General features: G+C 67.4%; 11 protein-coding genes. 7 read left to right on the top strand and 4 right to left on the bottom strand.

The annotated features are described in order from the left end of the window. Positions 1-46 precede the first annotated feature (46 nt). On the top strand, positions 47-1,555 hold the full coding sequence (locus FHX60_RS02370; RefSeq protein ID WP_183282458.1) for a TolC family outer membrane protein: 1,509 nt from the start codon (positions 47-49) through the stop codon (positions 1,553-1,555). A 233-nt stretch (positions 1,556-1,788) separates the two neighbouring features. Here the strand turns inward: FHX60_RS02370 and FHX60_RS02365 are convergent, their stop codons facing one another. Next, positions 1,789-2,613, bottom strand: coding sequence for an META and DUF4377 domain-containing protein (locus FHX60_RS02365; RefSeq protein ID WP_183282457.1), 825 nt, complete (start codon positions 2,611-2,613; stop codon positions 1,789-1,791). Between the two features lie 359 nt (positions 2,614-2,972). Between FHX60_RS02365 and FHX60_RS02360 the strand changes: the two genes are divergently transcribed. Continuing rightward, positions 2,973-4,262: an O-antigen ligase family protein gene (locus FHX60_RS02360; protein WP_112774438.1), complete on the top strand. Its 1,290-nt coding sequence runs from the start codon at positions 2,973-2,975 to the stop codon at positions 4,260-4,262. Then, on the top strand, positions 4,259-5,350 hold the full coding sequence (locus FHX60_RS02355; protein ID WP_183282456.1) for a glycosyltransferase family 4 protein: 1,092 nt from the start codon (positions 4,259-4,261) through the stop codon (positions 5,348-5,350). The genes FHX60_RS02360 and FHX60_RS02355 overlap by 4 nt, the downstream gene beginning before the upstream one ends. Positions 5,351-5,358: 8 nt before the next feature. Here FHX60_RS02355 and waaA read toward each other — a convergent pair whose 3' ends face one another. Genes waaA through FHX60_RS02340 form a run of 3 tightly spaced genes read right to left on the bottom strand, consistent with a single transcriptional unit; the run spans position 5,359 to position 9,120 of the window. Then, positions 5,359-6,648 (bottom strand): lipid IV(A) 3-deoxy-D-manno-octulosonic acid transferase, encoded by a 1,290-nt coding sequence (gene waaA, locus FHX60_RS02350; protein WP_183282455.1) that lies wholly within the window; start codon positions 6,646-6,648, stop codon positions 5,359-5,361. After that, positions 6,648-7,754 (bottom strand): lipopolysaccharide heptosyltransferase I, encoded by a 1,107-nt coding sequence (gene waaC, locus FHX60_RS02345; RefSeq protein WP_112774435.1) that lies wholly within the window; start codon positions 7,752-7,754, stop codon positions 6,648-6,650. Before waaC ends, waaA begins: the two co-directional genes overlap by 1 nt. Continuing rightward, positions 7,735-9,120 carry a phosphomannomutase/phosphoglucomutase gene (locus FHX60_RS02340; RefSeq protein WP_183282454.1) on the bottom strand — a complete coding sequence of 462 codons (1,386 nt, stop codon included), beginning with the start codon at positions 9,118-9,120 and terminating at the stop codon, positions 7,735-7,737. Before FHX60_RS02340 ends, waaC begins: the two co-directional genes overlap by 20 nt. Positions 9,121-9,363: 243 nt before the next feature. Between FHX60_RS02340 and FHX60_RS02335 the strand changes: the two genes are divergently transcribed. From FHX60_RS02335 to FHX60_RS02320, 4 genes are read left to right on the top strand one after another with little or no spacing between them, the layout of a single operon-like run. Further along, positions 9,364-10,506, top strand: coding sequence for a glycosyltransferase family 4 protein (locus FHX60_RS02335; protein WP_183282453.1), 1,143 nt, complete (start codon positions 9,364-9,366; stop codon positions 10,504-10,506). After that, positions 10,503-11,822, top strand: a complete 1,320-nt coding sequence (locus FHX60_RS02330; RefSeq protein WP_112774432.1) for a sugar transferase — start codon at positions 10,503-10,505, stop codon at positions 11,820-11,822. Before FHX60_RS02335 ends, FHX60_RS02330 begins: the two co-directional genes overlap by 4 nt. Then, positions 11,822-12,955 carry a glycosyltransferase gene (locus FHX60_RS02325; RefSeq protein ID WP_183282452.1) on the top strand — a complete coding sequence of 378 codons (1,134 nt, stop codon included), beginning with the start codon at positions 11,822-11,824 and terminating at the stop codon, positions 12,953-12,955. Before FHX60_RS02330 ends, FHX60_RS02325 begins: the two co-directional genes overlap by 1 nt. Then, positions 12,955-14,205, top strand: a complete 1,251-nt coding sequence (locus FHX60_RS02320) for a lipopolysaccharide biosynthesis protein (RefSeq protein ID WP_183282451.1) — start codon at positions 12,955-12,957, stop codon at positions 14,203-14,205. Before FHX60_RS02325 ends, FHX60_RS02320 begins: the two co-directional genes overlap by 1 nt. Positions 14,206-14,247: the final 42 nt, after the last annotated feature.

The raw sequence follows: 14,247 nt of genomic DNA, 5'->3' as shown, positions 1-14,247 counted from the left end.
AAACGACTGTCGGCCGCGGCACCCGCCGCGCCCACCTGGAGGTGTCATGACGTTTGCGCCCAACGCCCAGCCCGGAGCAATCCGGACGCGCCTGGCGATCGCGGTTTCCCTGCTGGCCCCGCTGCTGGCGATGATGCCCGCGGCGCCGGCTGGCGCGGCCGACCTGCTGCAGGTCTATCGCGATGCGCAAGCCAATGACGCCCAGTTCGCCAGCGCCCGCGCGCAGTTGCTGGCCACGCGCGAGAAGCTGCCCCAGGGCCGCGCCGGCCTGCTGCCGCAGGTAGTGGGTACCGCCGGCGCCAACCGCACCAAGCTCGACCAGACCGCTTCGCTGCCGATCGGCGGCGCGCCCAGCGCCTCCGGCACGCGTTTCTTCAACAACAACAACTGGCAGCTGCAACTGAGCCAGCCGCTGTTCCGCTGGGACCGCTGGGAAACCTACAAACAGGGCGAGCTGGCCGCGCAGGCGGGCGAAGTCACCTTCCACCAGGCCGAGCTCGACCTGATCACGCGCAGCGCGCAGGCGTACTTCGACGTGCTGGCCGCGCAGGACAACCTCTACCTGGCGCGCGCGCAGAAGAAGGCCATCGCCGAGCAGCTGGAACAGGCCAGGCGCAATTTCGAGGTCGGCACCGCCACCATCGTCGACGCCAACGACGCCCAGGCCCGCTTCGACCTGGCCACCTCGACCGAGATCGCCGCGCAGAGCGACCTGGAGATCAAGCGCGCCACGCTGCAGCAGATCACCGGCAAACCGGTCGACGAACTGATGGGCCTGCGCGCCGAAGCGCCCATCCCCGGCCCCCAGCCGCCCGATGTCAATGCCTGGGCGGCGCAGGCCGAGACCAGCAACCTGCAGGTGAACCTGGCCAGCTACAACCTGGAAACCGCGCAGCGCGAGACCAACAAGGCCAAGGCCGGGCACCTGCCGTCGGTGGACCTGGTGGCCTCATACGGCTTCAACAACCAGACCGGCAGCGCCACGCAGGCGATCTCGACACACTACAACGCGTCGCAGATCGGCGTGCAGCTGACCCTGCCGATCTTTGCCGGCGGCCAGATCCAGTCGCGCGTGCGCGAGGCCCTGGCGCTGGCCGACAAGGCCGCCAGCGACCTGGAATTCGCCCGCCGCACCGCCGCCCAGACCGCGCGCCAGACCTACTCCGGCGTCTCCAACGGCCTGGCCCAGGTCAAGGCGCTGGAGGCGGCCGAACGCTCGGCCACCAGCGCGGTGGAATCCAACCAGCTCGGCTATGAAGTGGGCGTGCGCATCAACATCGACGTGCTCAACGCCGAAGCCCAGCTGTTCTCCACCCGCCGCGACCTGGCCAAGGCGCGCTACGACACCATCATGAACGGGCTGCGCCTGAAGGCCTCCACCGGCGTGCTGCAGGAAGCGGACGTGGTGCAGATCAACACGCTGCTGACTTCGTCGCCGGGCGCGCTGTACAAGCTGCCGGTGCCGGCACAGGCAGGCGCGAAGGCCCCGGCAAAGCCTGCGGCGACGGCGGATCGGCGCAGTACCCGGCGTGATGCCGGATTGCCACGCTCCTGAGCCGAGCGCAATACGAAAACGGGCCGCTAATGCGGCCCGTTTGCTGAGATGCGCTGAACAGCGACGGTTGTCTCCCCTCTCCCATTTATGGGAGAGGGGCGGGGGAGAGGGCCGGCTTCTCCACGAAGTGAAGCGCATCCATGCTTGCCATGCGCCTGCCCTCTCCCCCGGCCCCTCTCCCGCACGCGGGAGAGGGGAGACAACCGTCGGTATTGCAATGTCGCCGCCCGGCCCTACTGCGCCCGCGTGCGCGACTCCACGTTCAGCAATTGCCAGCGGATCGCCGACGCATCCGCCGGCGGGTTCGGCACCTGGTATTCGCGCACGCGCAGCCGGTACGACACGCCCGGCTCGAAATCCAGCCCCTCGATCGGCCCATACCAGAGCTGCCACGGCGCATCCGGCGACTCGCGCCAGCGGTAGCACGTCATCTTGCCCACGCCCGTGCATTCCACGCGCTGCGAATCGATATAGACGGTCTTCTCGACGCCCGCGGCCTCCACGCGCGCACCACGCTTGCCCACGCCCTCGCGCTCGATGAACTGCAGCAGGTCGCCGTCAGCGGTCTTCCAGATGATCTGCCGGCCGGTACTGCCCGCCGACGGCTGCGTGCCCACGGTGGCAAACGGCGTCTGCATCGCCTTCAGCAGCGCCGACTCCAGCGCCATGCGCGGCGGCGGGCAAGCCATGCGCGTACCGGCGATGCGGTCGAAGCGGATGCCGGTCTCGGTCTTGCCATAGCTGCCGCTAAAGCGATTGCAGCCGCTGGTGCCGCTGACCGTGCCCTGCGCGGCATCGATGCCCTCGTTGAACTCGAAAATGATCGGCTGGCCATTGTCGCCGTGCGGGATCTCGCGCAGCGAGCCGTCAGGCTGCTGCCAGCGCACCAGTTCCCAGCGGCTCGGGCCGGACGGCTGGGTCTGGTTCAGGTTGGTGCCGGCCGAGGGCAGATTTGGCGCGCTCGCGGTGGTGCAGGCGCCGAGCAAGGTGGCGACCAGCAAGGCGGCCGCGCCGCGGCCAGCGAGTGCGAAAGGAATCAGGCGGTTACGGCTGTGCATAGGAACTCCTGTTGCGGGGGCTGCCCCGGGGGCGCCCGTAGCGATGTCATCGAGGGATGTGACAAGCAGCATGCCGGAAAGTGCACCCCGGCCATAGACCTTCAGTTTAGCAAGCCGAGCCGGCAAGGCCGCCCTGAAGCGCCTGACCCTCCACATACATCCTGTAACGGGTCGATACGCTCACCCGGCTAGGATGCGGAACTCCTGGAAATGCCACCGTGGCCATCCGATATAATCGCTTCGCCCCGAGCCGCAATGCCGGCGCAGGGCACCGCTCCTCAGGAGACGGCGACAATAATAAGACGGACGGAACGGCATGCATCTCCCATGCACTCACCTTCCTCCGGAAACCTTTCTCCATGCTCTTGATGACGAGATTGCAAGGGTCCCTACCGTTGGGGATCGACAAAGCTCTGTACCTGAGCGCCTGTGTTGTCCTGGCTGCGTTTCCCGCGCTGATGTTCGTCAAGCCGTCGCTCAGCAACACCTGCTTCGGGCTGTTGCTGGGATGGAGCGCGATTGCCCTGGTTGCCGGCGGCCGTGCCGGCCGGGCGGAATATGGCCTGATCCTGCGCCGGTACTGGCCATTCATGCTGGCCATGGCGGCGCTGCCGCTGGCGGTGCTGGTCCAGCAACTGCTGAGCGGGGCCGAAGACCCGCATGTGCCTTATCTTTACCTGCGTTTTGCGCTGTTCATCCTCCTGGTCCCTGGCATGCTGCGCCTGGGCCGGCGCGGCATGCAGAGCATCCAGTGGGGCTTCGTGGCCTGTGCGCTGATATCCGCCTTGTGGCTGCACGAAGTCGCCGCGGCGGGACGTCCCAGCCATGTCGGTTTCTCCAACGTCATTCCCTTCGGCAACCTGGCCCTGCTGACCGGCATGCTCGCCGTGATCTCGATCGGCTGGAACCGCCCGGGCGATCATTGGCTGGCCGGCCTGAAACTGCTGGCCGGCTTCGGCGGCCTCTATGCGTCCTATATGAGCGGCACCCGCGGCGGCTGGCTGGCCATTCCGGTGCTGGCGCTGATCGCGCTGGCGGCCTCGCGCAGGTTGACGCGGCTGCACAAGGCCGGGGTGCTGGTGGGGCTGGCCGGGCTGATGGCACTGGGGTGGTTCAGCAGTGCGATCGTTCAGCAGAGGACCGCCGCGGTTGTATCCGAACTGTCTCAATTTGTTCAGCATGTAACGTCGGATACCTCGACCGGGATCCGGTTGCAGCTCTGGCGCGCGTCGCTGGAACTGATCCAGGCACATCCCTGGACCGGCGTGGGGCCGGAACACTTCGAGTCCACCCTGCAGACCCTCGCCGCGCAGCACGTCATCACGCCGCTGGCGGCGACCATGCCGCACTCTCACAATGAACTGCTGCATGCCGCGGCGACGCTCGGCATTCCTGGATTGCTGGCGATCCTCGCGCTGTACCTCGTGCCAGCGGTCTTCTTCCTGCGCCACCTGCGCGGAACCGACCGCGGCACCCGGGTCGCCAGCGCCATGGGCCTGGCGCTGTGCTGCGGCTTCATGGTGTTCGGGCTGACCGAGGTCATGTTCGCCACGACGCTGGTCAATGCCTTCTATAGCCTGGTCATGGCGTTCTGCTTTGGCTACGTTGTCGCGCGCCAAAGCAAACTGCCGGCGCCCGCAACGCCTTGAACCCGGACTCGCGGCGCCATGTCTGCTTCCTGACCGGCACCCTGAATGCGATGGCCGGCGCGGAGCGGATGACCGCCACCATCGCAAACGCGCTGGCGGCGCTGGGACACCACGTCACCATCCTCAGCCTCTGGGACACGTCCAGCCAGTTCCCATTGCACCCCGAGGTGCGCCATGAAGCGGTGTTCGCGCAACGCCCTTCGTTCAAGCGCGCCTATTTCGCTACCGTTGCCGGCATCCGCCGGCACTGCCGCGCGCACCGCATCGATGTCCTGGTGCAGGTTGACCCCATGCTGGAACTGTTCGTGCGGCCCGCCACGGCCGCCCTGGGCCTGCACCATATCGCCTGGGAGCACTGTCACTTCGACGAGGACCTCGGCAAGCCCGCACGCAAGCTGGCGCGCCGGCTGGCGGCGCGGTTCTGCCGCCAGGTGGTGGTACTGACGGAGCGCGACCGCAGCCGCTGGCTGGAAGCCCTGCGGCCGCGCAGCGAGGTGGTGTGCCTGCCGAACCCGCTGCCGTTTGCTTTGCCGGATGCGCCGGCGCCACGCACGCAAAGGACGGTGCTGGCCATGGGACGGCTGGTCCCGGCCAAGGGTTTCGATGTGCTGCTGCACGCCTGGAAGATCGTGGCGGCGCAGGCGCCGCAATGGCAGTTGCTGATCCATGGCGAAGGCGAGGAGCGCCCCGCGCTGGCGGCATTGATCCGGGAACTGGGGCTGGAAGACAGCGCCAGCCTGCCCGGGATCTGCCATGACCCCGTGCAAGCCTATGGCAACGCCTCGGTGTTCTGCCTGAGTTCGCGCTATGAGGGTTTCGGCCTGGTGCTGATCGAAGCGATGGCCTTCGGGCTGCCGATCGTATCGACCGATTGCGAGACCGGCCCGCGCGAATTGCTGGCTCCGGGCCGGGACGCGCTGGTGGTCGCCGCCGACGACGCCAATGCCCTGGCCCAGGCGCTGCTGGCCGTGATCCGCCAACCGGAACTGGCCGCAACGCTGGGCGCCAGCGGCCGCCAGAAGGCCAGCCGCTTCGCGCTGGAACACATCGCGCAACGCTGGGATGCCCTGGTCAGGGCGCCGAACTGATCTCCAGCTCAGCCTTCCAACGCTGGGGCAACGGCCGCCAAGGTGCGCACCGTGGCGCCCCGATGCAGGCCTGCGAAGGTCTGCGCATGCGCGCGCATCTCAGCCAGGCGAGCCGGATCGGCCAACACGCTGGCCGCGGTACGCATCAGCACGTCGGCATTGTCGACACGCAGGCACGCGCCCGCGGCAATCGCATCCTCGGTTGCCTGCGCAAAGTTGAAGGTGTGCGGCCCGATCAGCACCGGGGTGCCGACCGCGCACGCTTCGATCAAATTCTGCCCGCCCAGCGGCAACAGGCTGCCGCCGATAAACGCCAGGTCCGACGCGGCGAAGTACATTGCCATCTCGCCCATCGAATCGCCAAGCACGAGATCGGCCGTCAGCGGCGACCGCTCGCGATCGAGATCCAGACTGCTGCGGCGTTCGACCGAGAACCCGGTACGCGCCGCCATCGCGGCCACTTCATCGAAACGCTGCGGATGGCGCGGAATCAGCAGCAGCGCAGGCCGGGGCACGCCCGGCGCAAGGGATTCCCAGCGCGAGAAGGCGTCGAGCAGCATCGCCTCTTCGCCCTCTCGCGTACTGGCCGCCGCCAGCACCGCGCGCGCGCCGAAGGCCTGACGCAGCTGCCCGCCCAGCGCCACGCCGGCCGGCGCGGGCTGCATGTCGAACTTGAGATTGCCGGTGATCTGCACCGCCGGCACACCCAGGGCGCGAAAGCGCTCGGCGTCGCCGGCCGTCTGTGCCAGCACGCCGGCAAAGTCACGGTACATCGACGCCGCGGCGCGACCGAAGCGGGCCGTGCGCCGGTAGCTGCGCGGCGACAAGCGGGCGTTGACGAGGTACAGCGGCACGCCGGCCTTGCGCGCGCCATGGATCAGGTTCGGCCACACCTCGGTCTCCATCAGCATGCCCACCTGTGGCCGGAAATACCGCATGAACCGCCGCACCAGCCATGGCAGGTCATACGGCAGGTAGCACTGGACCACGCGCGGCTCCTTGCCAAACAGCTGCGCGCCGGTCTGGCGGCCGGTTGGCGTCATGTGCGTCAGCAGCAGGCGGTGATGCGGATGCGCGGCCAGCAGCGCCTCGACCAGCGGCTGGGCGGCGCGGGTCTCGCCCACCGACACGGCGTGGACCCATAGCCACGGTCCCGGCTTCGGCAGGCCGCCATAGGTCCCGAGGCGTTCGCCGACATGCTGCAGGTAGCCCGGCTCCTTGCGCGCGCGCCAGGCCAGGCGCAGCAGCGCCAGCGGCAGCACCGCCACCCACAACAAGCTGTACAGGAGGCGCAACATCAGGCAGCCACTCCGCGCACGCGGCAAGCCGCCTCGTAGACTTCATCGACCGACGGCACCACGCCATCGTCGCCGACATTGGCAATGCGCTCCGACCAGTAGCCTTCGGTCTTCCAGCGCCAGGTAGCGGTATAGATTTCCACCGTGGGCCGGCACAGCGCCGCGGCAATGTGGACCAGGCCCGTATCCACGCCGATCACGACTTCGGCGCGATTGATCAGGCCAAAGCCCTGCATCACCGAGAAGCGCGGCAACACCCTGGCCCGCGGCACGCCGGCAGCGATGGCTTCGGCAGCCTCGCGTTCCTTGTCATTGCCCCACGGCAACAGCATCACCAGGCCCGCCTGATCCAGGCGCCTGCCCAGCGCGTGCCAGTTCTGCAGCGCCCATTTCTTGCGCGCCCCCGCGGTCGCATGGAAGCACACGGCATAGCGCGCCGGCAAATCCGCCCATAGCGGATCGTCGACAGACAGCGTGCGCGCACCCTCCCCGAAGAACAAAGGCGGCTCCGCCGGCGCGGTGCCGGTCAGCGCTGCGCCCAGCAAGCGCGAGCGGCGCACCGAATGGGTCTGGCGCGGCACCGCCACCGGGTCGGTATAGAGCAGCCGCGCCGCCGGCTCATAGCCCGAGCCCTGCGTGGCGTTGCCGAGCCCGATGATCGGCGCACCCGGCGCGCGCGCGGCGACGCGCGCGACTACCGCGGTCTTCAGCAGGCCCTGGCTTTCGATCACGGCGTCATAGCTCTCATGGCGCAAGGCGTCGCGCACCGCGCCGATCTCGCGCCAGGTGCCGCCCTGCAGCAGGCGCTTGCGCCAGCGCCGCAGCGCGAACGGGATGACGCGGCGCACCTCGGGCAGCAGGCGCACCAGTTCTACGTAACCTTCTTCGACGACCCAGTCGATCTCGGCACCGGGCCAGCGCGCGCGCAAGTCATGCACCAGCGGCATGTTGTGCACCACGTCGCCGAGCGACGATACCTTGACCAGCAGAATGCGCGGCCGCTCCGGCAGGGCAAAAGGCACCGCGGCCGGCATGGGCTGTGCCACACCGGCCGCGTCAGACGATGCCGCAGGCACCGTCGAGCCCTCAGAACGGGAGCTGAGCATCCGGCTTCTCGGCGAGGATCACGCGCTTGAACTCTGCCTGGATGCGCGCCAGCGCGGCGTCGTTGTCCGCTTCGAAACGCATCACCACCACCGGCGTGGTATTGGACGGACGCGCCAGGCCAAAGCCGTCGGCATATTCCACCCGCACGCCGTCGATGGTGATCACTTCGCGCGCGCCGTCGAACCTGGCGTTGGCGCGGATCTTGTCGAGCAGCGTGAAGGGCTCGCCCTCGGCGCACTTCAGTTGCAGTTCAGGGGTGTTGTTGGCGTTCGGCAGCGCGTTCAGCACTGCGCTGGGATCGGCGTGGCGCGACAGGATTTCCAGCAGGCGCGCGCCCGTGTACAGGCCATCGTCAAAGCCGTACCAGCGGTCCTTGAAGAAGACATGGCCGCTCATTTCGCCGGCGATCGGCGCGCCGGTTTCCTTCAGCTTGGCCTTCACCAGCGAATGCCCGGTCTTCCACATCAGCGGCTCGCCGCCGTGCTGGCGGATCCATGGCGCCAGCTTGCCGGTGCACTTGACGTCGTAGATCACCTGCGCACCGGGGTTGCGCGACAGGATTTCCTCGGCGAACAGCATCAGCTGCCGGTCCGGGAAGATCACCTCCCCGTCCTTGGTCACCACGCCAAGGCGGTCGCCGTCGCCATCGAAGGCCAGGCCCAGTTCGCAGTCGGTTTCGCGCAGGGTCTTCATCAGGTCCTGCAGGTTTTCGATATGCGCGGGATCGGGATGGTGGTTGGGGAAGTTGCCGTCGACCTCGCAGAACAGTTCGACCACTTCACAGCCCAGGCCACGGAACAGGTCGCCGACGAAGGCGCCGGCAACCCCGTTGCCCGCATCGAGTGCAATCTTCATCGGCCGCGACAGCTTGACGTCGCCCAGGATCCGATCGAGGTACTTCTGGCGCACATCGACTTCCTTGTAGTCACCTGCGCCCCGGGTATATGCGCCGGCCTCGATGCGCTTGCGCAAGTCCTGGATCTGCTCGCCGTAGATGGCGCGCCCCGCCAGCACCATCTTGAAGCCGTTGTAGTCGGGCGGGTTATGGCTGCCGGTGACCATGATGCCGGAGGTGGGGCGTACGCCGTCAATCTCGATATTGGTGGCGAAATAGACCATCGGGGTGGCCACCATGCCAAGGTCCAGCACGTCCAGCCCGGTGGCGCGCAGGCCCTCGACCAGGCCGCCGATCAGGTCCGGGCCCGAAAGCCGGCCATCGCGACCGACGGCGATGGAGGTCTCGCCGAGCTCCACGGCGGCGGAGCCGAACGACAAGCCGATCTGGCGCGCGACGTCGCGGGTGAGCGTTTTGCCCACGATGCCGCGAATGTCATAGGCTTTGAAGATGGAAGGATCGATTTGCATGTAGGGTCCTGAGTTGCTTGTCGTCCGCGCCACACCTCGCCAGCTGGCCGATGCGGCGCCCCAAAGGCAGCTATTTTGCCGGATTGCGGCGGGCCCGGGCGGTATAATCGCCGCATTATCACGGATGGACACAATTTTCGGAGTCTGTCCTACATCCGGCGGTGCCCTGCCTCGCGCTCAGAGGTATTTTGTGCCGCCGCGGGACCCGCGGCGGACCCGATCCGTCACGAAACGTACACAGCCTTGAAGCCATCCGCGCAACCGTCGTCCCGACCTCGCATTGCCTACCTGATCACCAATGCGGAGATCGGCGGCGCGCAGTCGCATGTCGCCGACCTGCTGCGGTCGACGGCCGGCAAGGCGGATACCGTGCTGCTGGCGGGGGGCGACGGCCCCCTTTTCGAGATCGCGGCACGCACCGGCGCGCAGACCATCCGGCTGACACGGCTGGACAATGCCCTGTCGCCCTGGCGCGCGATCCATGCCTTGCGTGAACTGGTCAGGGCATTGAAGCAGGCCGCGCCGGACCTGATCCATGCGCACAGCGCCAAGGCGGGCGCCCTGGGCCGCATCGCCGGACTGTTGCTCGGCATACCCGTGGTCTATACCGTCCACGGCTTTGCCTTCAAGGCCGAAGCTCCGCGGCGCCAGCGCATGGCCGCGCGCGTGGCGGAATGGCTGCTGGCACCGCTGGCGGCGCGCGTGATCTGCGTCGCGCAAGCGGAACGACACCTGGCCCGCTCGCTACCCCTGCCCGCGGAACGCATTTCGGTCATCCCCAACGGCATCCCCGACACACCGCATCGCGCCGATCCGCAGGCCCCCTTGCGAAGAATCGTGATGGTGGCGCGCTTTGCCGCGCCCAAACGCCACGACGCGGCGATTCGCGCGTTCGCGCGCGCAGGGCTGGAGTCGTGCGTACTGACCCTGGTCGGAGATGGCCCGCAGCGGCACGCCATGCAGCAACTGGCGCAACGGCTTGCACCGGGGCGCGTGGAGTTTTCCGGCAATGTCACGGAAGTGCCGGCGCTGCTGGCTTCGGCACAGGCCTTTGTGCTGGCGTCGGACCACGAAGGCTTCCCGCTGTCGGTGCTAGAGGCGATGCGAGCCGGACTGCCGGTCGTGGCCTCGGATCTGCCTGGCATTCGGGAGCAGCTCGACGGCAACCGCTACGGCCTGCTGGTCGATCACGATGACGAGCAGGCGTTCGCCGAAGCGCTGCGCAGTCTTGCCGACGACAGCGCCCTGCGCGCGGCGCTTGGCCACGGCGCGCGCCCGCGGTGGGAGCAATGCTATGGACTGGAGCGTATGACCGACGCGACCTGGTCCGTCTACCGCGACGCCCTCGCCCAGACACCCCGCGCCGCGCGGGTACCGACGTCATGACCATCAAGGCCGACAGCATGCGCCACCGCGCCCTGCGCATGCGCACCGGCGGCTCCGAGACCGTGCGCCGCGTCAGCCGGATGGTGGCCTGGGCGGTGCTCGGCCTGGCGCTGTTCGCGCTCAGCGCGGTCGGTGCCGAAATGGCGCATCGCGCCGGCATCGTGACCTACGTGTTCACGCGCACACTGCTATGGTCCGTGATGCCGTACCTGGTCGCGTTCATGCTGCTGCACCGCTCGCTGCACCTGCCGGCGATGGAGGGCAACAGCCTGGCCGGGCTTGCCGCGACGCTGCCGTTCTGCGGCCTGCTCTTTGTGTTTGCCGCCTTTCATATCGAATACTCGCGCGGCGCCCTGCTGCTGTCCTATCTGATCACGCTGGCGTGGCTCTGGACCGGCTATCGGCGCTTCGTGCAGAACTACGTGCCGCTGTTCGGCTATACCGATCCGGGTACGCTGGCGCAGCTGGACGCCATCCTCGCCATGCCCGGCGCCGCGGCGCCCGCCCGCATCCGTTTCGAACCGGTAGGCTCGCTGGAGGACGCCAGGCACTTCGACGGCCTGATGGTAGAACGCAGCGCCACCGGCGACCCCGAACGCACGCGACTGCTCGCGCACTACAAGATGAGCCATGTCCGCATGTACTCGGTGGAGCGTGTCGGCGAAATGCTGACCGGCCGCGTTGGCCTGGCGCACATCGACGAAAACTTCCTGGACGACTACGCCGCGCACTACCTCTACGGCTACCTGAAACGCACGATCGATATCGTTGCCGTCGCGTGCCTGGCACCGCTTGCCGCGCCGCTGGGACTTGCCGTGGCGCTGGCTATCCGGCTGGAAACCCCAGGTGGCGCCATCTTCCGGCAAGAACGCGTGGGCCTGTTCGGCAAACCCTTCGTCATGCTCAAGTTCCGCAGCATGGGCGTCGACGCCAGCGCGCCCGCCTTGTTTGCGGCACGCCGCGATCCCCGCGTGACCCGGGTCGGCCGCTTTATCCGCAAGTATCGCCTGGACGAGATCCCGCAACTGTGGAACGTGCTGCTCGGGCATATGAGCCTGATCGGCCCGCGGCCGGAGCAGGCGCCCATGGTCGAGCGGTTTTCCGAAACCATCCCCTATTACCCGTACCGCCACCTGGTGCGGCCCGGCCTGTCCGGCTGGGCGCAGGTGCAGCAGGGTTACGCCGGCAGCCACGAAGAAACCGTGACCAAGCTCAGCTATGACCTGTATTACGTCAAGCATTGTTCGCTGGCACTGGACCTGCTGATCGGAGTGAAGACGCTCAGGACCCTCGCGACCGGTTACGGAGCCCGCTGATGGGCAGCGTCGACGAGACTGCCGCGCCGGCGCCATTGCGCATCCTTGTCATCACCACAGGCCTCAAGCTGGGCGGGGCGGAACAGCAGATCGCGGCGCTCGCGCGCGCCTTCCTGGCGCTGGGCAACGAGGTCGCCATCCTCAGCCTGACGCAGGGGCAGGAAATCGACTTGCCGGCCGAAGTCAACGTGACCGAGCTGGCCATGCGCAAGACACCGCTGTCGATGCTGTCGGCGCTGCGCCAGGCGCGGGCCTTTGTACGGCTATGGCGCCCGGACGTGATCCATGCCCATATGGTCCACGCCAACCTGTTCGCACGCGTGCTGGCCAGGACCGGCCACATGCCGCCGGTCATCTGCTCCGCCCACAGCGCGCGCGAGGGCGGTCGCCTGCGCGCCCTCGCCTACCGCATCACTGACCGATGGTGTGCCGTGACGACCCACGTCAGCGACGCCGGCCGCCTGGCGATGGTCGCCAGCGGCGCCGTGCCGGAGGGACGCGTAATCGTGATGCCGAACGGCATCGATACCAGCCGCTTTCAGCCGGACCCGCCTTCGCGCGAACGTACCCGACGCGACCTTGGCCTGGGACCCGACGACCGGCTGGTCCTCAACGTCGGCAGGCTGGTGCCTGAGAAAGACCAGGCCATGCTGATCGAGGCATTCGGCGAGGTCAGCCGCGACCTGCCCAAGGCACGGCTCATGATCGCCGGAGATGGTCCGTTGCGCGATGAACTGGCGCATCAGGTTACCCGGCGCGGGCTGAATCATGTCGTGCTGCTGGCCGGTGCCAGGAAAGACGTCCCCGACCTGCTGCGCGCCGCCGATGTCTTCGTGCTGTCTTCGCGCATCGAAGGCATGCCGCTGGCGGTGGGCGAAGCGCTGGCCAGCGGGCTGCCGGTCGTGGCGACCGCCGCCGCGGGCGTATCTGAACTGGCGGGAGACACCGCGACGATGACCCCCACCGGCAATCCGCAGGCGCTGGCGAGCGCCTTGCGCAACGCCATCGCCAGCCTGCCCGGCACCGAGTCCGAACGCGACCGCCGCCGCCAGCGGATTGTCGGCCGTTTCGACGTGAACGGTGTGGCGCGGCAATGGCTGGCGCAATATCGCAGCCTGAGGAAACAACGCTGATGCGCCGCAAAGTCGCAAGCAACCTGCTTTGGATGCTGGCCGACCGTGGCCTGCAGGTGATCGTGGGGATCGGCGTGGTGGCCATGCTGGCGCGGGCGCTGGGTACGGAAGGGTTCGCGCATTTCCAGTATGCGCAGTCGCTGGTGTTTATTGCGGCGTCGATACCGTTGATATGTTCGGCGGAGGTGGTGGTGCCGCGGTTGGTGGCCCGCCCAGACCGAGAGGCCAGCCACGCGCTGCTCGCCCATGCGTTCGCAATCCGCATGACCGCAGCCCTTGCCGGCTATGTATTGATGTGCGCCTACCTCGCATTCACACAACAGCCGGCAGACACATGGATCCCCGCAGCCATCCTTTGTACGGCCATCATGCTGCGAGAACCGTTTGGCGTGGTCATCGCGTGGATGCAGGCGCGTACGCATAATCGGCCGAACGTAGCCTTCAATCTCCTCGCATTGGCTGCCAAGGCCGCGCTGATCGGTGCGCTATTCGTTGCCGGAGTCAATCTTGTACCGGCGTATGCAACAGCATTTGCCATCGAACCGCTGATTGCTGCCGCGTTACTGGCTTGGTACTACCTGTCGCGGGCGCCGCGTACCGTGCCAAGCCGAGACGCGGCTCTGACCCGAGACCTGGTACGCGACGGGGCACTGTTCTGGATCAGCTTCATGCTAATGGTGTGCGCCCGCCGGGCCGACCAGTTAATCCTCAAGCCGCTTGTGCCGCTAGCGGATCTGGGGGCATATGCGGCGACGATGCAAGTGCTGGACAATTTTACGACCGTGGCTACGATCCTGGCAGCGGGCATTGCGCCGATATATGTGTTCGGACAGCAATCGATGGGAGCGGCACGACGGAATGTGCTTCGCATAACAGGGGGCATGGCCGCAGTCGGGCTTTGCGGGGCGCTCCTGCTGGCAGTTTCTGCTGAACGGGTAGTTGCGCTGTTATATGGGCAGGCGTTCGGGGAAACGGTTGTGCTGCTGCGGTTGGCTGCGCTGGCATCGACGCTGGTATTCGCGGATGTTGCACTGAGTCTGTTGCCGGTATACCTGCGCAAGCCAAGATGGGTTGCCATGAAGTGGGCGCTGGTGCTGGTCACGACGGTTGTCGTCGATCTCATTGCGGTACCGCACCTGGGAACACGCGGGGCCGTGCTGGGCTATGCCGTGGGTAATGCCGTGGCGTTGTTCTTTGGGTTAGTTTTGGCGCTTCGGTCGCAACCTGCGACGGCGGTTGCCTCTGCATGAGCGGATACGGCATAGCTGCCCATTCCTGCCGTCGCAGCACTT

This window comes from Cupriavidus alkaliphilus (assembly GCF_014191175.1).
GTDB classification, from domain to species: Bacteria; Pseudomonadota; Gammaproteobacteria; order Burkholderiales; family Burkholderiaceae; genus Cupriavidus; species Cupriavidus alkaliphilus.
The sequence above is the reverse complement of the archived record's forward strand: the minus strand, read 5'-3'. Positions and strand labels throughout refer to the sequence as shown.